This is a genomic window from Pontibacter harenae (genome assembly GCF_020907245.1).
GTDB classification, from domain to species: Bacteria; Bacteroidota; Bacteroidia; order Cytophagales; family Hymenobacteraceae; genus Pontibacter; species Pontibacter harenae.
This window is the reverse complement of record NZ_JAJJWH010000030.1, coordinates 20079-43078: the sequence shown is the minus strand read 5'-3', so window position 1 is coordinate 43078 and position 23000 is coordinate 20079. Positions and strand designations below refer to the sequence as shown.

General features: G+C 43.6%; 24 protein-coding genes. 20 read left to right on the top strand and 4 right to left on the bottom strand.

Annotation, left to right across the window (positions count from 1 at the left end):
* The first annotated feature begins 7 nt into the window (after window positions 1-7).
* The 14 genes from odhB (at window position 8) to LN893_RS14360 (ending at window position 13973) form a co-directional block, all read left to right on the top strand.
* Window positions 8-1579 (top strand): 2-oxoglutarate dehydrogenase complex dihydrolipoyllysine-residue succinyltransferase, encoded by a 1572-nt coding sequence (gene odhB, locus LN893_RS14425; protein WP_229971234.1) that lies wholly within the window; start codon window positions 8-10, stop codon window positions 1577-1579.
* A 36-nt stretch (window positions 1580-1615) separates the two neighbouring features.
* Window positions 1616-1978 carry a four helix bundle protein gene (locus LN893_RS14420; protein ID WP_229971232.1) on the top strand — a complete coding sequence of 121 codons (363 nt, stop codon included), beginning with the start codon at window positions 1616-1618 and terminating at the stop codon, window positions 1976-1978.
* Between the two features lie 31 nt (window positions 1979-2009).
* Window positions 2010-3413, top strand: a complete 1404-nt coding sequence (gene lpdA / locus LN893_RS14415; protein ID WP_229971231.1) for a dihydrolipoyl dehydrogenase — start codon at window positions 2010-2012, stop codon at window positions 3411-3413.
* Window positions 3414-3568: 155 nt separating this feature from the next.
* Window positions 3569-7399 carry a DUF7619 domain-containing protein gene (locus LN893_RS14410; protein WP_229971230.1) on the top strand — a complete coding sequence of 1277 codons (3831 nt, stop codon included), beginning with the start codon at window positions 3569-3571 and terminating at the stop codon, window positions 7397-7399.
* 122 nt (window positions 7400-7521) lie between these two features.
* Window positions 7522-7926 (top strand): hypothetical protein, encoded by a 405-nt coding sequence (locus LN893_RS14405; protein ID WP_229971229.1) that lies wholly within the window; start codon window positions 7522-7524, stop codon window positions 7924-7926.
* A 408-nt stretch (window positions 7927-8334) separates the two neighbouring features.
* Window positions 8335-9192, top strand: coding sequence for an ABC transporter ATP-binding protein (locus LN893_RS14400; RefSeq protein WP_229971227.1), 858 nt, complete (start codon window positions 8335-8337; stop codon window positions 9190-9192).
* Entirely contained in the window at window positions 9176-9391 is a 216-nt protein-coding gene (locus LN893_RS14395) for a hypothetical protein (protein ID WP_229971225.1), read from the top strand. The genes LN893_RS14400 and LN893_RS14395 overlap by 17 nt, the downstream gene beginning before the upstream one ends.
* 4 nt (window positions 9392-9395) lie before the next feature.
* A complete protein-coding gene (locus LN893_RS14390) occupies window positions 9396-10139 on the top strand; it encodes a hypothetical protein (RefSeq protein WP_229971224.1) in 744 nt (247 codons plus the stop codon).
* Window position 10140: 1 nt separating this feature from the next.
* Window positions 10141-10512 (top strand): GntR family transcriptional regulator, encoded by a 372-nt coding sequence (locus LN893_RS14385; protein WP_229971223.1) that lies wholly within the window; start codon window positions 10141-10143, stop codon window positions 10510-10512.
* Between the two features lie 47 nt (window positions 10513-10559).
* Entirely contained in the window at window positions 10560-10757 is a 198-nt protein-coding gene (locus LN893_RS14380) for a hypothetical protein (RefSeq protein WP_229971222.1), read from the top strand.
* 164 nt (window positions 10758-10921) lie between these two features.
* On the top strand, window positions 10922-11569 hold the full coding sequence (locus LN893_RS14375; RefSeq protein WP_229971221.1) for a hypothetical protein: 648 nt from the start codon (window positions 10922-10924) through the stop codon (window positions 11567-11569).
* A gap of 57 nt (window positions 11570-11626) precedes the next feature.
* On the top strand, window positions 11627-12049 hold the full coding sequence (locus tag LN893_RS14370) for a ribosomal maturation YjgA family protein (RefSeq protein ID WP_229971220.1): 423 nt from the start codon (window positions 11627-11629) through the stop codon (window positions 12047-12049).
* Between the two features lie 13 nt (window positions 12050-12062).
* A complete protein-coding gene (locus LN893_RS14365; RefSeq protein ID WP_229971219.1) occupies window positions 12063-12374 on the top strand; it encodes a winged helix-turn-helix domain-containing protein in 312 nt (103 codons plus the stop codon).
* Window positions 12375-12728: 354 nt separating this feature from the next.
* The gene (locus LN893_RS14360) at window positions 12729-13973 is read left to right on the top strand and encodes a hypothetical protein (RefSeq protein ID WP_229971218.1); all 1245 of its coding nucleotides are present in this window, start codon (window positions 12729-12731) and stop codon (window positions 13971-13973) included.
* 200 nt (window positions 13974-14173) lie between these two features.
* Here the strand turns inward: LN893_RS14360 and LN893_RS14355 are convergent, their stop codons facing one another.
* Complete coding sequence (locus LN893_RS14355; protein ID WP_229971216.1) at window positions 14174-14776, bottom strand: hypothetical protein; 603 nt, start codon at window positions 14774-14776, stop codon at window positions 14174-14176.
* A gap of 400 nt (window positions 14777-15176) precedes the next feature.
* On the opposite strand from LN893_RS14355, the gene LN893_RS14350 reads away from it, so the two are divergent.
* Both LN893_RS14350 and LN893_RS14345 read left to right on the top strand, forming a co-directional pair.
* A complete protein-coding gene (locus LN893_RS14350) occupies window positions 15177-15647 on the top strand; it encodes a CHRD domain-containing protein (RefSeq protein WP_229971214.1) in 471 nt (156 codons plus the stop codon).
* A gap of 105 nt (window positions 15648-15752) precedes the next feature.
* The gene (locus tag LN893_RS14345) at window positions 15753-16235 is read left to right on the top strand and encodes a GNAT family N-acetyltransferase (protein WP_229971212.1); all 483 of its coding nucleotides are present in this window, start codon (window positions 15753-15755) and stop codon (window positions 16233-16235) included.
* Window positions 16236-16242: 7 nt separating this feature from the next.
* Here the strand turns inward: LN893_RS14345 and LN893_RS14340 are convergent, their stop codons facing one another.
* Window positions 16243-16803: a DUF4864 domain-containing protein gene (locus LN893_RS14340; protein WP_229971210.1), complete on the bottom strand. Its 561-nt coding sequence runs from the start codon at window positions 16801-16803 to the stop codon at window positions 16243-16245.
* Between the two features lie 364 nt (window positions 16804-17167).
* Here LN893_RS14340 and LN893_RS14335 point away from each other — a divergent pair, with 364 nt between their 5' ends.
* The 4 genes from LN893_RS14335 (at window position 17168) to LN893_RS14320 (ending at window position 20778) form a co-directional block, all read left to right on the top strand.
* Complete coding sequence (locus LN893_RS14335) at window positions 17168-18442, top strand: zinc dependent phospholipase C family protein (RefSeq protein WP_229971208.1); 1275 nt, start codon at window positions 17168-17170, stop codon at window positions 18440-18442.
* 166 nt (window positions 18443-18608) lie between these two features.
* Window positions 18609-18983: a hypothetical protein gene (locus LN893_RS14330; RefSeq protein ID WP_229971206.1), complete on the top strand. Its 375-nt coding sequence runs from the start codon at window positions 18609-18611 to the stop codon at window positions 18981-18983.
* 191 nt (window positions 18984-19174) lie between these two features.
* Window positions 19175-20260, top strand: coding sequence for a DUF3616 domain-containing protein (locus LN893_RS14325; RefSeq protein WP_229971204.1), 1086 nt, complete (start codon window positions 19175-19177; stop codon window positions 20258-20260).
* 77 nt (window positions 20261-20337) lie between these two features.
* Window positions 20338-20778 (top strand): hypothetical protein, encoded by a 441-nt coding sequence (locus LN893_RS14320; protein WP_229971202.1) that lies wholly within the window; start codon window positions 20338-20340, stop codon window positions 20776-20778.
* Between the two features lie 75 nt (window positions 20779-20853).
* Here LN893_RS14320 and LN893_RS14315 read toward each other — a convergent pair whose 3' ends face one another.
* Both LN893_RS14315 and LN893_RS14310 read right to left on the bottom strand, forming a co-directional pair.
* Window positions 20854-21198 carry a hypothetical protein gene (locus tag LN893_RS14315; RefSeq protein WP_229971200.1) on the bottom strand — a complete coding sequence of 115 codons (345 nt, stop codon included), beginning with the start codon at window positions 21196-21198 and terminating at the stop codon, window positions 20854-20856.
* An 80-nt stretch (window positions 21199-21278) separates the two neighbouring features.
* Window positions 21279-22796 (bottom strand): HTTM domain-containing protein, encoded by a 1518-nt coding sequence (locus tag LN893_RS14310; protein WP_229971199.1) that lies wholly within the window; start codon window positions 22794-22796, stop codon window positions 21279-21281.
* Between the last annotated feature and the right edge of the window lie 204 nt (window positions 22797-23000).

The window sequence follows — 23000 nt, the reverse complement described above, 5'->3', positions numbered from 1 at the left end:
AAAAAATATGAGTCTAGAAGTTAAAGTGCCTGCTGTAGGTGAATCTATCACCGAGGTAACCATAGCCCAATGGCTAAAAAAAGACGGCGACCGTGTGGAGATGGACGAGGTGATTGCTGAACTGGAGTCTGATAAAGCCACATTTGAACTGCCAGCCGAAGGAGCAGGCATTTTACGCATTGTAGCACAGGAAGGCGATACCGTTGAGGTAGGTGGTCTGCTTTGCAACATAGAAGAAGACGGTGCGGGTGGATCTGCGCCAGCGGCCCCTGCCGCTGAAACTTCACAGCCTGCTGCACAGGGTTCTGCGCCAGCACAAGGTGGCGGCGGATCAGGTGAGACCGTGGATATGGTCGTGCCTACGGTAGGAGAATCAATCACTGAAGTAACTATATCAAGCTGGATGAAAAACGACGGCGACTATGTAGAAATGGACGAAGTGATTGCTGAGTTGGAATCTGATAAAGCTACTTTTGAACTACCAGCCGAGGCGGCAGGTACTTTGCGAATTGTAGCGAAAGAAGGAGATACTGTAGAAATCGGAGGTATGCTTTGCCGCATCGTAGCAGGTGCTGGTGCTGCTAAGCCCGCAGCACAGCCAAGCGCTCCTGCTGCTTCAGCCTCTGCACCAGCAGCGCAACCAGCTGCTGCCACAGGTTACGGCAACCAGACGTATGCTTCTGGCACACCATCGCCAGCTGCAGGCAAAATCCTTTCTGAAAAGGGTGTTAACCCTGCTGACGTACAAGGCACTGGCCGCGACGGACGCATCACGAAAGAAGATGCGCAGAATGCACAGAAGCTTGCTGCTAAACCAGCTGCAGCTGCTCCTAAGCAAGAAGCTTCGGCCTCTAACGCAGCGCCAGCCGCCAGCGGGGATCGTAACCAACGTCGTGAGAAAATGAGCTCGCTGCGTAAAACAGTTGCTCGCCGACTGGTGCAGGTGAAAAACGAAACGGCTATGCTGACTACTTTCAACGAGGTAGACATGAAGCCGATTATGGATATCCGCGCTAAGTATAAAGAGAAATTCAAGGAGAAGCACGAGGTCGGCTTAGGCTTTATGTCCTTCTTCACCAAGGCTTGTACAGTTGCGCTGCAGGAGTGGCCAGCGGTAAACGCTATGATAGATGGCAATGAAATCGTATTTAATGATTTCTGTGACGTGTCTATTGCGGTCTCTTCTCCAAAAGGTCTGGTAGTACCTGTTATCCGTAACGCCGAGAGTTTATCGCTGGATGGCATTGAGAAAGAAGTTATCCGTTTGGCTAAAAAAGCACGCGACGGTAAATTGTCTATTGAGGAAATGACAGGTGGTACCTTCACTATCACTAATGGTGGTGTGTTCGGTTCTATGATGTCTACACCGATCATCAATGCGCCTCAGTCGGCTATACTAGGTATGCACAACATTGTGCAGCGCCCTGTAGCTATAAACGGTCAGGTTGAGATTCGCCCAATGATGTATGTGGCGCTTTCTTACGACCACCGTATCATTGACGGTCGTGAGTCGGTTAGCTTCCTGGTTCGTGTGAAAGAACTACTGGAAGATCCGATGAGATTGTTGTTAGGCGTTTAAGCCTAATTATGAATTAGAAATTAGAAATTAGAAATTGTGGGGGAGGAGAAGCAAAATGTTGTTCTTGATAGGAGTTATGCTTTTGCGCTTCGGGTTGTAAAGCTTTATAAGTTTCTGACAGGAGAGCAGAAGGAGTTTGTGCTGGCAAAGCAGTTGCTGCGAAGCGGTACTTCTATCGGAGCAAATGTAGAGGAAGCCATCGCTGCAAGTTCTAAAGCTGATTTCGTTCATAAATTGAATATAGCGGCAAAGGAAGCAAGGGAAACATCATATTGGTTGCGTCTGCTAAAGGACAGCCAATATGTTCCTGAAAAAGCGTTTGATTCAATACATGAGGATTGTATGCAGTTGCGGAAAGTCATCAGTAAGATCCTCATCACAATGAAGTCAAACCCATAATTTCTAATTTTTAATTTCTAATTTAACAGAAATGAAATACGATGTAGTAGTAATCGGTTCTGGACCTGGTGGATATGTGGCAGCAGTACGTTGCGCACAGGTTGGTCTTAAAACCGCTATAGTTGAAAAATATAATGTACTGGGTGGTACTTGCCTAAATGTAGGCTGTATACCGTCTAAAGCTTTGCTCGATTCATCTGAGCACTACCATAATGCGGCGCATGCTTTTAGCACACATGGTATCGAACTGAGCAACCTGCAGATCAATATGCAGCAGATGATCAAGCGTAAAGGTGAAGTAATAAAGTCTAACAACGACGGCATTGCTTACCTGATGAAGAAAAACAAGATCGATACTTACTTTGGCCTTGGCTCTTTTGTAAACAAGAGCAAGATTAAAGTAACAGGTACAGATGGGAATGTGCAGGAGATTGAAACCGATAAAACTATCATCGCGACGGGTTCTAAGCCTACCGCTTTGCCTTTCCTGCCAATCGACAAAAAACGTATTATCACTTCTACAGAAGCCTTGTCTCTAACAGAGGTCCCTAAGAATCTGATCATCATCGGTGGTGGTGTGATTGGCCTGGAGTTAGGTTCTGTATATGCGCGTTTAGGTGCCAAAGTACAGGTAGTGGAGTTTATGGATTCTATCATCCCAACTATGGACCGTGCACTTGGTAAAGAATTGCAGCGTGTGCTGAAGAAAACACTTGGGTTCGAGTTCTTCTTTAACCACAAAGTAACAGGCGCTACGAACGAAGGCGAAACTGTAAAAGTAACAGCCGACAATCCGAAAGGCGAGTCTGTAACGTTTGAAGGTGACTACGTGCTGGTATCTGTTGGCCGTAAGCCTTATACAGAAGGCTTAAGTTTAGAAAATGCTGGCGTAGAACTGGGCGAACGCGGTATGATTGCTGTGAACGACCACCTAGAAACAAACGTGCCTGGTATTTATGCCATCGGTGACGTGGTGCGTGGCGCGATGCTGGCACACAAAGCCGAAGAAGAAGGTGTGTTGGTAGCCGAGCAGATTGTAGGGCAGAAGCCGCACATCAACTACAACCTGATTCCTGGAGTGGTGTATACCTGGCCAGAAGTGGCAGGCGTAGGCTTTACCGAAGAACAGCTGAAGGAGCAGGGCCGTGCTTATAAGTCTGGTTCGTTTCCGTTTAAGGCGTCTGGCCGCGCGAAGGCATCTGGCGATACAGATGGTTTTGTGAAAGTGTTGGCTGATAAAGAAACAGACGAGATACTGGGCGTGCACATGATCGGCCCACGTATAGCTGACTTGATTGCAGAAGCAGTGGTAGCGATGGAATTCCGTGCATCGGCAGAGGATATTGCCCGCATGAGCCATGCGCACCCAACTTACACCGAAGCCATGAAAGAAGCTTGTTTAGCTGCAACAGAGAACAGAGCAATTCATATTTAAGCATCAATATATAATGTAGAGAAAGCCCAGCCATGCAAATGGCTGGGCTTTCTCTTTTATTAGCTTATAAAGTTTAGGGGGGAGGCTGTTATATATAATATTTTTAATTTAAAATAGTTGTGTAACTTGCTGTTACTGATAGAAATACAGCCTATATGAAGCAGCTTATACTCATATTGTTCCTCCCTGTCTTATGCCTATGCTTATGGTCAGGCTCGGTACAAGCTCAATTTGCCGATAACATTGTATCTATTGGCGGTAGCTATAATGATCATGTCATTAAGGTGTTGCACGATAAGGATGAGAATCGGTATGTATTAGGAGTGATTGGCATGCCAGGCTCCGTTCAAATACCAGGCTACCAGGCGGAGCAAATTGACTTCGGAACAATCAAGAAAGAGATTCTGAATGGGTTCGTGGCTAAGTATAATAAGGATAACCAGTGTGTTTGGGTGAAGGAGAGCCCTGTTGCTTTAAGTAATTCTTTCAATGACATTGCTGTTGAAAATGCTGGGTTTACTTATATAACAGGAGGTGTCCACTACGGGACTTTCATTCTTGAGAAGTTAGATCCAAATGGTAATCTAGTCTGGGAGAAAAAATATAAGTCAAAGAAAATATTCAGGGATTTTATAGGCCAAAGCATAGCCGTTGATAAGCAAGGGAATGTGTATGTAGTCGGTAGTTTTGATGGAACAGCGATGGACGGTATAACCTTTGAATTTGATGACTCTGGCGATTATCCGTACACAGAATTTTTGGCAAAGTTTAGCCCAGAAGGCGAAGTGTTGTGGGTGAAGACTTCTTTAGAGCGCAACATAAATTATACCGATGTGCTGATAGATTCTGATGGGAATGTGATAACAGCAGGAGGATTTTCAGGTACCATTAACATTTCTGGGCACACACTCACAAACAACACACCTGCTGATGATTATGGACTTGTTAGAGATAGGTTTTTTGTTAAAAGAGATTCTGATGGGAATGTAATCTGGGCAAAAAGTTATCCGCTGAGGACGGGTACATCGAATGATGTTGTGCTAGACACAGATAACAACATCTATTTTATCTCCAAAGCTTTCTTTGGAGATGCTAAGTCTGTCACCATCAATGGAGTTTTGATAGACAGGTCTTTTAAAGAAACTTTGGTAAAGTTAGATGACACAGGTATAGTTAAATGGGGAGTTGGCTTCCAGGGGAGCATTGCAAACCCGAAATTAATGTATGCCAATAAAAGCCTTTACCTGACAGGCAGTTTCTGGGATACCTATAAGTTCAGAGATATAGTCTTGAAGTCAAAGTCTCGGAATGATATATTTCTTATCAACCTTAATCTGGATGGTGAAACATTAGGAGTGACTAGTTTTGGAGGATCTGCTAGTAATAGCTATCCAACTTTGTCTTTCCTGCCCGAGCAGAAGAAAGTAGTGCTGGCTGGTACTTTTCATGAGCGGTTAGTTAACAACGATAAGTTTTTAGTAAGTAAAGGCCAAGGAGATATTTTTATTGGGCAGATAAAAGATACGCTAAATGTTGGGCCTATTGCAAGAGTGAGCGGGAGGTTATATGAAGACAAGAACCAGGATTGCATGATTGGTGCAACTGAGAAAGGTTTGGCGAATAAACTAATCAAAATAGAACCTGGCTCACAATATGTATCTTCAGATGAGCATGGGTATTATTCGTTCAGTGTTCCGTATGGCAGGTACATCATTACACCCTTATTGGGGCCTAATACAAAGTCGCAGCTGATAAAAAGCTGTCAGGAACGTGTGCCAATCTTGGCCGATAGTTTACATAAGGAAGCGCGCAACGTAGACTTTGGCTATAACATACTAGAATGTGCGCAGCTAACCGTTGATATAGCCGCTGACCGCCGCCGTCGTTGCTTCCGAAGCAACACTACTGTTACATACACTAACGAAGGCACAGCAGATGCCCAGAACGTTAAAATAAAGGTTCTTTACCCTAAATATGTAATACCTATCAGCAGCAGCTTGCCATGGGCTGCCCAACTAGATTCTGCTTTGGTTTTTAATGTGGGTACTGTAAGGGCAGGAGAGCGTAAAAGCTTTATTATTGTCGATTCGACCATTTGTGGTAACGAAGGCATCCGTGGCTTAAGCCAGTGTGTGACCGCCATTATTTCACCTAAAAATTCTTGTGCGCCACCGAGCCATGACTGGGGCCATGCAAGTGTGGCCGTAGCAGGAAGCTTTTTTAACCAGGAGCAGACGGCAGTATTTTCTATCATGAACGAAGGTGAGGGAGACATGACTGACAGCACTTCTTATCGTGTATTTGCTAATGCAGCATTGGTGAAAAAAGGTAAAGTAAAGCTAAAGAAAGGAGCTTTCACTACTTTAGAAATTCCAGCCCAGTTAGCTACCTTCCGTCTGGAGGCAGATCAGGTGCCGCATCACCCTGGCAAAAGCCGCCCAACAGTAAGCCTTCAGCCATCAACTATTCCAACAAGCACTCAACCTGTAGTGACGCCTATTGATGCTTTTTACCAGGACGATGCCGATGCTGAAACAGATATTTCATGCTTGGAGATTGTAGATAGCTACGATCCGAATGACAAGCAAGTAGGCCCTAAGGGTATCACCAGGAGGAGGTATATTAAAGCTGAAGATGAACTGGAATATTTAATTCGTTTCCAGAATACAGGCACCGATGTAGCTTATAAAGTAGTGGTGCAAGATATCATAAGCGAGCACCTGGATATTTCGTCTTTACGTGTTGGCTCCGCTTCCCATCCTTTTACTTACACTGTGTCGGGTAAAGGCAAGCCTGTACTTTCCTTTACCTTCAAAGACATCAATCTGCCAGATGATAAAACAGATGAGCCTGGCAGCCATGGGTATATTAAGTTTTCTATCGCACAAAATCCTGATAATCCTAAAGGCACTGTTATTCGAAACACAGCTTATAATTATTTCGACTATAACAGCCCTATTGCCACCAATGAAGTTATAAACATAATTGGTGATACTATTATAGCACCACCAGCACCGTTTGTGGTATATGATTGCAGTTTTGAAGAACCTACCGTAGCCGAAGCAGGTGCCAACATTAGTTTATGCGCAACAAACCAGGCTGTGCTACAGGCCAACACGCCAACAAAAGGCATTGGGCGCTGGAGACTTATAAGCGGGCAGGCAACCATTATCGACCTCAATAGCCCTGCCTCTGGTGTACAGGATATAGGTTTTGGAGAAACGGTGTTGGAATGGACCGTCACTTTATGTGAAAGAGTTTCACGGAGCCAGGTAAAGATTAACCGCTATGCAGTGCCGCCAGCGCCAGCGGTGGCAGCATTGCCGCTGCAATGTGAAGGCGATGCGTTGTTGCCCCTGGTTGCAAATGGCAGTAACATCACCTGGTACAAAGATGCCACAAAGCAGCAGAAACTATTCTCTGGCAACAACTATATACCAGTTACAACAGCTACCACTATTTTTTATGCTACACAAACTGTAAACGGCTGCGAGAGCCCTGCAAGTGCAGTGGTTGTAAACATACATTCCAAAGTAATAGCTGTTACAGCCAGTGCTGATACACTCATTGCTCCTGAAGCCGATACCTACCAATGGTTCTTTAACGATCAGCCTGTAAATGGAGGAACAAACCAGAAGCTATTGGTTAAAAATACGGGGCTGTATCGTGTGAAAACAATAACCAATGGCTGCATGTCGAACAGTGAAAATTTGATGCATATTATTACACTGCCGAAGTCGGAGCTCAAAATAGGGCCTAACCCTGTGCGTAAAGAGTTTGTGCTGGAACTTGCCTCCAATGCAACAGGTGAGGTGACGGTAAGTATACGAGATATGCTGGGGAAGAAAGTTTCGGGTACAGTTGCTCAAAAAACGTATACAGTGCTAGAGCAAATACTTAGTGTAGCTTCGTTAGCGCCAGGTGTATACCTTGTGGAGGTGCAGCTAAATAACGAAGTTCATAAAACGAAGATTGTAAAGCTATAGAGTCGGCTTAATAACTTCTTAGCAGGTATCCTTATCTGATGCTCATTAACTGGAACATAATTGCGCAACAGGCGTCTGTACAGATGTGGTGTAAGTAACGGTTCTACTATTCCTCGGAAACTATGATACAAAGGCAGGATTACCTCATGCGCATGATTCAGTCGTTTATGAATGCGCTGAACAAGCTGATTAACGGGCTAAACGAAAGAACCGCAGAGGAAACATCAGAGGAACTGGAGAGTATTTACGTAACTTACTTCGACAAAAGCAGGACTTTTATACTTGATAATACTCCTGAAGAAATGCTAGCATGGCTGCAGCAAGATAAGGACGCTGTAAAGAAAGCGGAAATGCTGGCACAACTGCTGGAGCAGGATGCGCTGCTGGAACAGGATATACAAACAAAGCGAAACCTACTCGAAAAGGTGAAGACGCTGTTGCTTTACCAGGAGCGGGAAAGTGGCACCGTATCGCTGGTGCAACGTAACCAATTGGCTAAAATTGAGCAGCAACTGGCGGAGCTTTAATTTTGTGATTTCCCAATTGCACGAGCCGTATCAGATAAGTTTACGTCTGCCTTAAATAAAATTTTCTACTCTTATTCTTTCCACACATCGATATACTTGCACCAGGTACAGGTAAGTTCTGAGTAAGCACAATCATCCATTTCTTCCTTTCGTCAATTGATCTAGTTTCGCTATTTCATGCAGTGCCAAGCTTAATCCTAATACCAATAGTAGTGTCTCTTAGGCAAAGTTCTTTGGTGCCTAAGGATGCTATTAGGTGTTGATAACTAGTGTTTTAAAGGTTTTTGTGTAGTCATCTGGAGCATCTTTAGAAAAAATAAAAAATATTTTTCGAAAAGTATTGACAATTTCAAAACCTCTCGTACATTTGTAGTGTACTAAGTAACTAGTACACTAAAACAATAGCAGATGATACAGTTACAAGATGTTCAATTTGGGTATAAAAAGAAGAAGCTTCTTTTCGATAACCTAAACCTTACGCTGCAGCCAGGCTACATCTATGGCCTATTAGGCAAGAATGGTGCAGGTAAGTCTTCCCTGTTAAAGCATATAGCTGGGTTATTGTATCCAGATAGAGGTTCTTGCCGTGTGTTCGGATATGATGCCACAGATCGTAATCCTAACATGCTTCAGGATATTTATATCATACCTGAAGAGTTTAACCTGCCAGGCATGAGCCTGAATGCTTTTGTTAAAACAAATGCAGTGTTCTACGCCAAGTTCAACCACGAGCAGTTCGACAGCTACATCAGAGAGTTTGATATTCCTGCCGATGCCAAGTTGTCTACCTTGTCTTATGGTCAGAAGAAGAAGTTCTTTATCTCTTTTGGTTTGGCTACCAACGCGCGCCTGCTAATACTGGATGAGCCGACCAACGGACTGGATATTCCTTCTAAAAGCCAGTTCAGAAAGATAATGGCTTCAGCGCTGGACGAAGAAAAGATCATTGTGATCTCTACGCACCAGGTGCGCGACCTCGAAAACCTGATTGACAACATTGTGGTGCTGGAGCACGGCAATATCATCTTTAACAGAAACATAGCCGATATCTCGGAGCGCATGGCCTTTGAGTATAACCTGGCTGGTGTGCCCGAAGATGAAATACTGTATTCCGAAGACCTGCACGGCCGAAGAGCTGGTATTGTGAAAAACCTTTCTGGGTTTGATAGCCGTGTGGATATGGAGCTGCTGTTTAACGGAATTGTAAAAGACGCGGAAAAGATTAACAGGCACTTTGCCAACCAAAACTATGAATCAAGTATTTAACCTTAGCCGATGGAGTGGCTTTGCTGTAAGGCAGCTATACCTGAACCTAAACACCAAGTCGCTAAAAATTGCCATAGCGGCCATTGCATGTGCTTCGCTTGTGCAGGCCGAGCAACTAGATTACGCAAGCTTACTGGAGCTTCTGCTCAATGGTATCACAAATGACTCAGTATCTATAAATGAATGTTTAGCAAAATAAAACTATGAATCCTATATTTGACTTAAAAAGGCTGGGCTACTTTATAAACCGCCAACTGTACATGAACATGGGAGCCCTTGGTATTTCGGTGGCAGCCGTGGCAGGCACCTTGTTGATGATATCAGCGCTTTTTGCATATTTTAATCCAGGCGAAGTGGGGACCTTGATTGGTCTGCGTAACCTGTACCTAGTGGTGTTTTTTGTTGGTGGCTATATTTTTACCAGCAGTGTGTTCAACGAAATGAACTCGCCTCAGAAAAGCTTCACTTTCTTAACTTTGCCTGTATCTACTGCAGAAAGGCTAGTAGGGGCTTGGTTTATCTCTTCGCCTGTTTACATTGTTGTGTTTGCCGTATTTATGGTACTACTGGCATTCATCAGCTGCCTTATAGCTAAGGCTCCAGGCGTTTTCCCGAGTCTTTTCGATAAAACAGTACTGCGTGTTGTGCAAGTGTTTCTCGTAACTCAGACAATCTTTTTTGTAGGAGCCTGCACTTTTAAAGGCCATAACTTTCTTAAAACACTGCTGTCCCTTTTTCTGATAGCGGCTGTAGTAGGAGCTTATAGCAGCGGGCTAGTGTACACATTATTTCAGGGGCATGGGGTAGGGCCTCACAACCTGTCGAAGGAGTTTGAGGACAGTGCAGAGTATATTTTTACGAAGATTATACCTTTTATCTTCTGGTACTTGCTTGCTCCGTTCCTCTTAGTAGTCTCATTTTTCAAACTAAAAGAAAGGCAGGTGTAAGATGGAATTTAAAGATAACCAGGCGATTTATCTACAGATCGCGGATCGATTCTTCGAGAATATATTACAAAAGAAGTGGGACAGTGGAGACAAGATCCCCTCTATCAGAGACATGGCAATTGAATTTGAAGTTAACCCCAATACCACTATGAGAACTTTCAGCTACCTCCAGGATAAAGGCATTATCTACAACAAAAGAGGTATAGGATACTTCTTGGCCGACGACGGGCTTGAGAAAACCATTGCTCTGAAAAAAGAGCAGTTTATACAGGAGGAGTTACCTATGTTTTTTAAAACGATGCAGCTGCTGGGCCTTACTATAGATGACCTGAAAAAGTATGCACAGGCGTGGTCTAACGAGGGAGCTGTTTAGCTAAAGTGTTTTTAGGTTAATGTCTTACATTATTAAAAGAACGAAAGATGAACACAAGTAATAAACTTCTGCTTGGCCTGCTGGTAACGGTACTCCTATTTATTACAGTTATGATAAGCCTGGCAAAGCTTCATGTAGATGAAAGTAAATCCCCATTTGAGGAAACACATTCAGAGGTTCCTGTTGCGCCTGAGGCACCAGAGGCTCCTCAAGTTCCCCAAGCACCTGAGGCTCCTAATGAGTAGCAAAGCGAGCTTGTTCACACAAAATACATAAGCCATTACGTACAAAATAAAACTATGAAAGTTGGCGCTGCCTCATCAGGAGCAGCGCCAACACTTTTTATAGACCTGGCAATCTTAAAAAATATTCAGGCGCTGTAGTAGACAAATTCAAAAATATATTAACTTTGAAATACAAAGAACTTTATATGACGCAGCAACAAGAACAACTCGAAGCCCTGCAGGAGATTCGCAGCATCATGGACCGCTCCTCCCGCTTTATCTCGTTAAGTGGGGTGGCAGGTATTTTTGCAGGTATTTCTGCACTGGCAGGTGCTGGGGCAGTTCTTTGGTATTTTAATAAGCATAACCTGCAGTACCAAAATGTTTACAGCAGTGGCATAAGTAGCGAGGCTGTGGTGTTTTTGGCTGTTGTTGCGGCGCTGGTATTTTTGCTGGCAGTAAGCGCTGCTATTTACTTTTCGGCACGTAAGGCACAAAAAGTAAAGCAGTCTATCTGGCATAGCCAGGGGCAGCGCCTTGTGCTGAACTTATGTATTCCGCTGGCAGTAGGTGGCGCTTTTTGCCTGGTGTTGCTTTACCATGACATTATTTACTTGGTCGCACCAGCTATGCTTATTTTTTATGGCCTGTCACTCATCAATAGCAGTAAATACACCTTCAGAGACATTCGTTATCTAGGTTTTTGCGATGTAGTGCTGGGTTTGCTTGCCTGCTTTTTTATCCAGTATGGCTTTGTGGCTTGGGTACTTGGTTTTGGCGTACTGCACATCATTTACGGAGCCGTGATGTATTATAAATACGAGAAGTCGTAGTTAGAGCAGAAACTAATCAATAAGCTATTGCCTAAAGTTCAACTTAGATAAACGTACATGTTCACCTTCAATAAGAAATACTTCTTCTTTACAGTAGCTTTGTTTTTAGTTGAAGTCCTGATCGCTGGGTTTGTTCATGATGCCATAGTCAGACCTTATGTAGGAGACTTTTTGGTGGTAATGCTTATTTACTGTTTTGTGAAGAGCTTTGTAGCCGCTTCAGTTGGTAGCGTTGCGGCAGGTGCGCTTATATTTGCCTACCTTGTAGAGCTGCTGCAGTACTTAAATTTTATAGTTTGGCTAGGACTAAAGAGTTCTAAGCTAGCTAATGTTGTTTTGGGCAATCAGTTTGAGTGGATTGATATGCTTGCCTATACTTTAGGAGCACTGGCAATAGTAGGTGTTGAGAAACTGAGGTCAGCGAAGCTAAGGAACAGTACTAGGAGCATTGCTGGTACAACGAATGACGCCCACTTATAAAGCTGTCGAGTAAATGGAGAACGTGAAGGAATACCTGGAACATATAAATAAAGCTTTCGAGAGTAGAGTGCGCCTCGGCATTATGTCGGTGCTGATGGTGGAGGATAGTATAGATTTTAGTACCCTTAAGGAAACACTGCAACTGACAGATGGTAATTTGGCCAGCCACTTGCGTGCCCTGGAAGATGCCGCTTATATACGGGTAGAGAAGCAATTTATAGGGCGCAAACCCAATACGCGCTATATGGCTACAGACGAAGGGAGAGAGGCTTTCAAGAACCACCTGGATGCACTGGAGCGCCTTATTTTGAACAATAAGCCGTAGGAACTAATTTTTTTGTCCTTAAACTTTGAAACACAAAGTGCTTTTAATCGTCTGAAATAGAAGAGAATATTATTTAAATGATTTTCCTGCGACTACATATTTCTGCGATGGTAGCATCTATGTTGAGGCAGGGGCAACCGAATAAAAGTTCTCCTCAAGCAGTTGTAGCATGTCAGCAGATATAGTTGTGACTAAGACAGAAATACTGGCTGCAGCATTAGCTAAATCAGCAAACATTACAACTCGTTTGTTTGGTCTGGATTGCCATAAGTGTCTATAATTTAAGGGTATATAAAATAATTTATTAAATACATATTTAAAACAAGTGTTTCGCAAATATTAAAACACCATCATATGAAAAACGAGATTTTAACCAACATGCAAGACCCAGGGCAGCTAGAAAGGTTGTATCGGGACAACAAACTGGCCTTTAAAAAGGAGTTTAACGCACTGTATCCAGCACTTAAGGATAACACACTTGCGAACTTTTGGAAAGAGAGGCTTAACTACGAAAGCGAAGAAATTTCGTGGGGAACTGGAGGCGAATTGCTATTTGTGGTTGTGCTATCGCTGTTAGCAGGTACTGTTGCAAAGTTGCCTGCTTTTTTACCTGTAGGCGAAGAGTTCTTCTACCCAAGAAACATTAGTTTTATTGTTTTTCCGCTTTTAGCTGCCTATTTTGCCTGGAAGAATCAGCTTCAGGTAAAGTTTATCTTTTTCATTGCTGGTGCGGTACTTATATCTGTCATTTTTATCAACTCCCTTCCCAATAGCGATACAAGCGATACTTTAATTTTATCCTGCATTCACTTACCGCTGTTTTTGTGGGCCGTTTTAGGCGTCGCTTTTGTGGGCAACAAGCAGAACAACCACGAAATGAGATTGGGATTTTTGAGGTATAACGGCGATTTAATTGTGATGACAACCCTTATCCTGATAGCAGGAGGACTGATGACAGGCATTACAATTGGGCTTTTCTCACTTATAGGGTTTGATATTGAAAGCCTTTATTTTGAGTACGTAGGTATATTCGGGGTTGCCGCTGCTCCTATAGTTGGGACATACCTTACGCAGGTAAATCCTCACTTGGTCAATAAAGTCTCTCCTGTAATTGCCAAGATCTTTTGCCCGCTTGTGCTGGTTATGCTTACCATTTACCTTGTTGCCATTGTCTTAACTGGCAAAGACCCTTACAACGATCGTGAGTTTTTGCTGATTTTTAACACACTGCTAATTGGAGTGATGGCAATCATCTTCTTTTCAGTTGCCGAGACATCGAAGGGTAGCAGTAGCAAGGCAGGTACATTAGTGCTTCTCTTGCTTTCTGTTGTGACGATAGTTGTTAATGGCATAGCGCTGTCTGCCATTGTATTCCGAATTTCAGAATGGGGAATTACACCGAATAGAGCGGCGGTGCTCGGAGGTAATATTTTGATTTTGATCAACCTGCTGCTTGTCATGGTCATGCTGTACAAAGTCTTTACAAAGAAGGCTGACATTACCGAAGTGGGGAAACAAATCGCGATGTTCCTGCCAATATATGCGGTATGGGCTGTCATTGTCACATTTATATTCCCACTGCTGTTTGGCTTTAGATAAAAGATAGTAGCCTTTTCAACTGTGTTAGCTGAAGAAGAACAACACTGTTCTCCTTCAGCTAAATTTTTTTCACCTTAAAGCAACCATTGGCGTGCTTCTTTCATCTTTATGTAAACAGCTTGGGTAGAGGGCCAAGCCATAAGTACAAAATGGCAGGATAAATAAGACTGATCTTCTGATGTTAATAATAGAATAGCGACTTAATGATCAGTGGTGAGTAGTGCTAATAGTTTGAGGGAGCCGTCTTCTGCTGTTAAGGTTTTTAGAGGCGGCAGCGCAAGCCAGTCTTTTCTCACCTGGTTTATGAGGTGTAAGTTTATAGCTGGTGTGCCAGTTTGCCTGTTGGCAATGGCTACTGCGATGGCTGTTTTTAGGTTGTTTGCTTTTACACGAACGGTGTTGGTTGCATAGCGCCCAGGGTGTAGGTGCACGTATCTGTCCGTGACATTGCCCCAACGCAAAATCCAGGTGGAAGTATCGGAGAGCGTGACAGTGTAGTAATCGGTGCCGTGCTTGGTAAGGTAGCGGTAAAAAGCAGCTGCAGTTAACAGGTTTTGCTGCCGAAGATGTAGTAGGAGTTCCTGTGATAACTGTGGCAGGGTAAGCTGTCCTACATAAAGGTCCAGTTGAGAGCTACCAATGGTTCGTAAGGCTTGTACCACTTTGTTATTTGGGGTGGTGCTGCTAGTTTTTATAAAGCTCTTAATGTAAGAAAGGTGGTGCTTGAGCGGATGAAAAAGTAATGGCTCATCTAATAAGGGAGAAAAGCTGTCTGAACTATAAGCGCTAGCTGTTGGAGTCATGCTGAAGTTAAGATGCAGGTTATCAGATGTAGTTTAGAATATTGTATCTGTCTAAAGATATATTTTAATAAAAAAACATGATCAAAATTGCAACTTTTATATTTTTTTACGTATCTTAAAATCTCAAATTAGTAACGACTCACTTAGTGTTACAAATTTGATAAAATATAATAGCTAGTTAGTAATGTAGCGGAGAAAAAAAGAAGGTGTATACAGACAGGCTGTTACTTAAAAAGTTTTATTAAGTTAGATTAGTTTGGTTATAAAAGAAGCAGGTTTTACCTGCTTTTTTATTTTATAAGGGTATTCAAAGTCACTATACGTTCATAAAAGTCTGTTAGCCTTAAACCATAGTCATGATTGTGAGTAAACATAGTACAGATACCTACTTTCTACGACTATGAAAACATTAACTACAAAATTTAGCATTCTGCTTTCAGTGCTGGTGTTGCTCCTGGCAGGAACAGCCTGTAACAATGAAGAGGATATTGAGCGATTACTGCTTTATGAGGTGGAGCTAAACGGTGCAAACCAGGTTCCAAGCGTTACGACAACAGGTTCAGGTACATTTACTGGTACTTATAACGACGAAACAAACATCTTAAGCTACGACATAAATTGGGAGCTCGGCGACCAAAGTAACGCTACCACGGCTATACGTTTTCATGGCCCAGTCACCACCTCTGGCGCAAATGCTCCTGCCATCATAGAAATAGCCGATTTTGATTCAGGTACAGATGGCAGCATAACAGGCTCTACCAGGCCGCTTACAGAATCAGAAGAAGCAGACCTAAAAGCAGGCCGCTGGTATATTAGTATCTACAGCGATGCCTTTCCTGATGGTGAGCTGCGAGGAAACATCGTCCGATAAGAAATACGCTTACAAAGTTCTGGCTGCATTTGAGCACAGCTGTATGAATAGAACATTTGGTGCTCTAAAGGTGCCGTTATAACTTTGTATTTCATTTTAGAAGCTATGATACCTTTAGATGTTACTGCGCCTGTAGCAATAGTAGATTTTGAGCCAGCCTATGCGCAGCAGTTCCGTGAATTAAATGAGGAGTGGATACGGCAGTATTTCGTAATGGAGGAGGCTGATTATAAAACCTTAGGAGATCCGCAAAACTACATCATAAACAAAGGAGGCTGTATTTTAATGGCCAATTACAACGGTGAAACTGTAGGTACCTGTGCTCTGATAAAAGAAGAAAACGGTGTATTTGAGTTAGCCAAAATGGCTGTTTCTCCGAAGGTGCAAGGTCTGAAGATCGGGAAGCGCCTGGGGGAAGCAGCTATTGCAAAAGCGAGGGAGGCTGGGGCTTCTATGGTGTATTTGGTATCGAACAGGAGGTTGACAACAGCTCTTAACCTGTATCAGCGCCTTGGCTTTGTGGAGGTGCCAATGCCACCAAGCATATACCAGCGGGCCGACATTAAAATGGAACTGCCTTTAGTATAGAGAGCAGTTATATGATATTGGTTTCTCTTTCGTTGTCAAAGCGGGTAACTCCTTCAGTCATCCAGCAGTCTTTGTAAGGTCCGTTTTTCTGCTTTGCTAGTATAAACATATACGCAGCCTCATGTCCTTCAGTATCTTCTAACACCACCAGTTGGTAAGCTATGTCTTTTGATATAACCATTTGCCCTGCTTTGTACGATTTAAAGTTTAGCATGGGGCGATAAGCTGGGTCGCGCACTAAAAGCCTGAAGTGGTTTATAGGGCCCATATTTACTTTGCTTGTAGGCGAAGAGAAATTAAAGATAGTAATTACGCCGCTGTCAGCAGGGTCGTTTTGCTGTAATGCTTTAAGCTGTATCCGAATTACCTGTTGTGGTGAAAGTTCTTTTGTGGGCCTTATATGGGTCCATTTAGCAGAAGATGTCACCTGTGTTTCTGAAGAAGGATAAATCGTTAGGTGTTCAACTTCACGAGTCGGATGTTCAGGAAACTGTACCCAAAGCACCCCAATCAACAGTATACCTACAGCAAGCAGGATTTTATCAAAGATGGGTTCAAGTCGTTTCATATAATTATGTACTTTATATAGTTTGAGTTAGTTGTCTATATTTAACTTTTTAGGGGTGAAGGGCTTATAAGTTTCTGTAAACAAGGTAAGGTATTAGATAAACCTAATATGGCAATTGTACCGCAGTAGGGCTATAGTGAGAAACTCCTTGTCTGAGCAAACAGAGCAATGGCTACAGAGGCTAAAGCAGCAGCTATAAGCAAGAGGTGCTGCACAAATACCCAAGGCTGCGAGGCTTTACATGGCACGAGTCTAAATGAAAGCTTTTCTAGGATTGCCCCTCATTATGATATAGGGCCTGCGGCGGAGTTAGAGAAGAAAATATATATAGCACTTTTTGCATGCAAAGTACGTAGAGCCGTATATGAACTATATCTCTACCAGGAGGCTGCTAAAGATTGCCATTCTAGCGCTTCTGCTTTTAACTAGCAACGTACAGTCGGCATCGGCTTATGGGGTGCTCTCGCACCAGGCCATAGTTGATGCAGCCTGGAAAAAGGAATTGCTTCCACTACTCAAACATCGCTTTCCCGCAGCCACAGCGGAAGAGCTAAGGCAGGCACATGCTTATGCTTATGGCGGCTCTATTATTCAGGATATGGGCTACTTCCCGTTTGGGAACACCTTTTTTACAGACTTGGTGCACTATATGCGTAGCGGAGATTTTGTGCAGAACCTGATTAATGAATCAGAAAACGTTAATGAGCTTGCTTTTGCTTTGGGCGCTCTGGCGCATTATAACGCCGACATCTACGGGCATCCACTTGGTACCAACAAAGCGGTGCCGCTGGTATACCCTAAAGTAAGGAAAGAGCATGGCGATGTGGTTACATATGCCGAAGACGTGGTATCGCATGTAAAAACAGAGTTTGGATTTGATGTTTTACAGGCGGCTCGCGGGCATTATGCACCAGAAGAGTACAAGAATTTTATCGGCTTTGAAGTGTCGAGGGAATCGCTGGAGCGGGCTTTTTTGGCTACATATGGTTTAGAGTTGGGCGATGTACTGGCCAGCACGACGGTGGCGATAACAACTTACCGTTATACTATAAAAGGCTTTTTCCCTGACCTTACAGATGCGGCGTGGCAGGCGAAAAAAGATGATATTCAGGCAGCACAAGAGGATATCACAAAGCGTAAGTTTACTTATCGGATGCGGCAGACTGAATTTCATGAGCAGTGGGGAAAAGACTATCAGAAGCCAAATCTATTTGCCCGCATTCTAGCCTGGATTATAAAAATACTGCCCAAAGTAGGCCCCCTAAGCTCTCTTGGCTTTAAAATGCCGACACCAGAAGCAGAAAAGCTGTTTATGGAGAGCTTTAACACAACCGTTGATAACTACAGTGCTGTGTTGCGCAGCATGCGGCAGAGTGAGCCTGCATTAAATAACATGCAGTTGGATACAGGCGAACCCACATCGCCAGGAACATACAAGTTAACCGATGAAACGTATGCGGAGCTGTTAGTGAAACTGGAAAAGAATGAGTTTAAGCACTTAACGCCAGCGCTAAGAAAAGATATCCTGAACTTTTATGAACAAGTAAACGAACCATCGGATCTAAAAGCTGAAAAAGAGGATTGGGAGAAAGTTGCCGAGGCTCTGCAAAAGCTTAAAAAAGTAAAGCTTTCCTCTTGAACTATAACTTTGTAAAGTATAACTTGTGAATAAGGTGAAATAAGAGCTATTGATGTAACATACTTACTCGAAAGCCGATACAAATACTTACGGAGCTTTAGAAGGAGTAGCAAGGTGCTGCTTTTTCTGGAGTCGACATTCTACGTAGAACTAAAATCTTGATACTATGAAAAGCAATCAGAATAGAACAGCAAAATCTAAATCAAACCAAGTATTAACTAGCAGCACTCAATCAGGCAGTGATATGCAAGGTGCAAGCACCAGTACTTCTGGAACATCTGGAAAAGGTGGACTTGGTAACATCACAAATAAATTACAGGGTTTCGGAAGCTCTTCTTTAGATAAATTGAATGGCTTAAGCACAACTCAAAAAGTAATTGGCGGCTCTGTGCTTGCACTTGGTGCAGGTTGGCTGGCAATGGGTTCAGCAAACCAGGAAAAAGTGAAGAGCCAGATTGGTAGAGTAACGAAAAACATTTCTAATAAAGGAGCCAGCGGTAGCTCTGAGACAAGAAATCTTTCTAGCTCTGAAAATAGATAATTCAGAACATAAGTATTTAGTAGAAAGGCCAGGCTTGCATAGTCTGGCCTTTCTACGTTTTAAGGTGATAAGCTATATGGTGCATGCTGTATTGTACTGCAAGTAATTTCAACGGAGGTATGTTTTTATTGTGCCTTTATAGCTTTTAACTTATCTGTTTAACTAACTGCAAAGTGTAATTACAAAAAAAGATGGAAGATGAAATTGTCCTGCATTTCGACCCAACGCTAAGTATAAACCCTGATGGAAAGCATGTGCGCGATGGATTGTCTACGGTGCTGCGGACAGGCGATAACCTGTGGCTGAGCTGTGACGAACGTACCCATATTGAACGCTTGAAGCTGATGCCAGATGGTACCTTTGGCGAGCATTTTTCTTTTAACGTAAGAGATTATCTTTCTTTGCCAGGCGAAGGTGAGATAGACATTGAAGGAATGGGAGCCGACAATAATTACCTCTGGATTATAGGTTCGCACAGCCTGAAGCGTAAGAAGCCCCGTCAGCACGACTCATTTCCTGATCAGGCGAAGCGCTTAAGTAAAGTAAAAGCAGACCCCAACCGCTATCTGCTGGCACGTATCCCGATGGTTCAAGACCAGGAAACGGGCGATTATACCTTGTTCCGTGAATGCCCAGACCCAGCAAACCCAGGGCACATGCTTCGGGCTGCGCAACTGAATGGAGACGAAAAGGGAAACCTGCTGACAGAAGCGCTACAGCATGATGAACATATTGCTAGTTTCCTGCCTATACCAGGCAAAGACAACGGTTTCGATATTGAAGGCATAGCTGTGGGTGGCAACACGCTTTATGTGGGGCTACGGGGACCTGTGCTAAGAGGCTGGGCCATTGTGCTGGAACTAGAAACTGAAGAAGAGGCAGAAGGCATCTTAAAACTTAAGCAGCTTACAAAGCAGCGGCCGTATAAGAAGCACTTTCTGCAGTTAAGAGGAAAAGGAATTCGAGAGCTTCGTGTTTTTAAGAATGATATATATGTGCTGGCTGGCCCAACCATGGATTTAGACGGTGTGATTGCCGTTTACCGCTGGCGAAACGCTGTAGGTGTGACAGAGGAAACATTGGTGCATAACCATGAACTGGAGCGGTTGTGTGAAGTGCCACACGGTTTTGGGGAAGAGTCTGGAAAAGACAAAGCAGAAGGCCTAGCTATTTTTGATGAGCAGCGCTTGCTGGTGGTGTTCGACAGCCCCCGTGATGCAAGGAAAAAAGAAACAGACAGTGTGGTGGCAGATCTGGTAAAGGTGCTGCCACAGTAGGATAGCAGTGTGTAGGTTATGGTACCAGTTTTAGTAGCTTTCCGTATACAAACCAACATACTATTAAGAGACAAAATATGAATATACTAAAAGCTGTGGCAAGTGGAGTGGCAGGTGCCTGTGTGATTACGCTTGTGCATGAAACCGTAAGGCGCTTCGAGCCCAGTGCACCTCGCATGGACTTATTAGGAATGAGAGCTATTGCCAAAACTATGAAAAAAGCAGGTGAAGAGCCGCCTGCCGACTACGAGAAGTTGCATAGTTGGGCGATGGTAGGAGACATTATATCAAATTCGTTATACTACAGCCTTGTAGGTACAGGTGCTAGTGCCTGGTGGCGGGGTGCTTTACTGGGAGGTGCGGCAGGGGCCGGAGCTGTGTTATTACCTGGTCCACTTGGCTTAGGCGAAAAGCCAAGTAACCGTACATCTGAAACCCAAGCTATGACAGTAGGTTTATACTTGTTAGGTGGGCTAGTTGCGGCCAGTATAGGCTGTTTGTTAGCCGACGACGAATAGCGTACGTCCATGCCTATAAAAAGCGAAGGCCGCCAAGTTTAAACTTGGCGGCCTTCGCTTTTTATTTATGTTTGATTACATACCAGTGGTAGTACCCGTCGTGGTGCCAGTTGTAGTGCCTGTCGTTGTACCGGTTGTAGTACCTGTTGTTCCGGTCGTTGTTCCAGTTGTTGTACCAGTAGTGCCTGTTGTAGTACCTGTGGTCATGCCACCTGTTGTGCCCATATTAGTGGTATCTGTCATGGTGCCATCGTTCTCCATGTCCATAGTGCCTGTTGCTCCAGCAGTTGTACCGCCGTCCATATTGGTGCCTGCTCCTTCTTCAGTGTCTACGCCTGTAGTGTTATCAGAAGAACAGCTTGCTAACATAGTAACGGAAAATAAAGCCGCTGATAATATAGAAACATAAGTCTTTTTCATAGCTAATTAATTTAATATTAATGATTTATCGTTTTACGGGGTTTGTGGTAAAATGATTGTAAATGCTGTCTGTAAAATTATTACTCAGGTGCATTTGCACAAATACAAAGCACTTCACGTGTTGGTGTCACCTCCTGGTAATCAGGTTGCGTTGGCTCTTTCATATAAACTACCTCCAGCTGTTTTATGGGCCGGTTGGGGTGTGTTTCGTTCCAGCGGCGCACCAGGTAGTTGCAGTAGTAGGGCCGTATATAAGCATTGTGCACAAACAGGTAGTTTTCTGAATACTTGCGCCAGCGGTCGTTTTTAAAAAGCGACATTACAGAAGCGGGCTTTGTATAACTGATTTCTTTGCCCTGCTGGTTTAAATCTATTTTCCCCTCGCTTGTCTGGCCTTCCAATATATACCACCCATCATCTCTAAAAACAATAGGCGCAAACATGCTCCAGTTTTGGTCTACTCTAGCCATGTAGCCAAACCACCTGCTTTCGTCGGGGAGTTTAGGTGCTTGAATATGGGTTGTGCTCAGGTTCCACCAAAAACAATAGAAAAGCACAAACAGCACAAAGCTGTTGCGAACAATACGAAGTGTGTGAGGCGGGAACAAAGGGCGATTAACTTTAACCTGTACACTAACCAGGTTCGGAGCCTTCAGACGCTTAAAGAATTTTTTAAAATGACCTGTGTAAGGCCTTCGGAAAGAGTTAAGGAGCCTTCTGTCTATCCAGTCCATAGCAGGCTTTGGTAACAGGCCAACTACAGAGGCTATATTTATGAGGTAGAAGAGGCCGACAAAAAGTGTCAGGCTTATGCCAATGTGGAAAGTCACTAACACGCTTACGACGACTATTCTAAAGAAGCTGTTGTAAAAAGGAATAAACAACAGGAATGTCACGAGTAGCTCGGTGTGGTAAGCCGCCAAAGTTAAAACCCGCAGCAACTCAGGGTAAGGGTAAATCAGCCTTCCTATAGGCATCAAAATCTGGTCCAGGCTCAGGGCATAGTAAAGGGCGGTGCCGTCAGAGTGCCACTCAGGCGAGTTTTTAAGTATGGCTGTAAAAAAGTATAGAAAGACTAGCTGGCATATATAAGCAGCTGTAGCGGCGCTAAAATAATTTGTTTCAGACGCATTGTTGCTGTTGACCTTGGTTTTTGTGGCATCATAGGAATAGAATCTTCCCCACGGCAAAAACATCCCCCAAAAAAGAAGCATGCGTAGCATATCGTCGCCGCCCTGGGCAATAAGCGGGTTCCTGTTGTGTAGCGACAGCAGAAACAGCCAGCTCAGGACAGTGGCAAAACGTGTTTTATAGCCGATGAGCAGGCAAAAAGCAAAAATGGCTGCCAGTGCAAAAAGTACTACCTGAAATTGCCAAAGCCCACTAAGTGTATGAAATGAAAAGAAGTGTGGGAGCCATAGGTGCTGGTGCAACACGTGCAATGGCAACACCCCCATGTTGGAGTAATGTGCTTCAAGATCGGATGCCCTTATGGCAAGATCTATTAAAATAATGCCCGCAATCCAGATACGCATAACAGCTAGTGCGCGCAGGTCTACGGTAAAAATGCGCTGCAGGTACTGAGTGAGGTACTTCATATACTGAGCGGGAAAAGGGTTGATGATAAAGTGGGATGTATAAACTAAAAAGGCAAAAACCAGATGGTGCTTGCCTTTTTAGTTTGATATGAAATACTACTAGAGGTAATATTAAAAGGTTGTTGTACCAGTAGTAGTTCCTGTTGTTGTACCAGTGGTAGTACCTGTTGTTGTACCAGTGGTAGTACCTGTTGTTGTACCAGT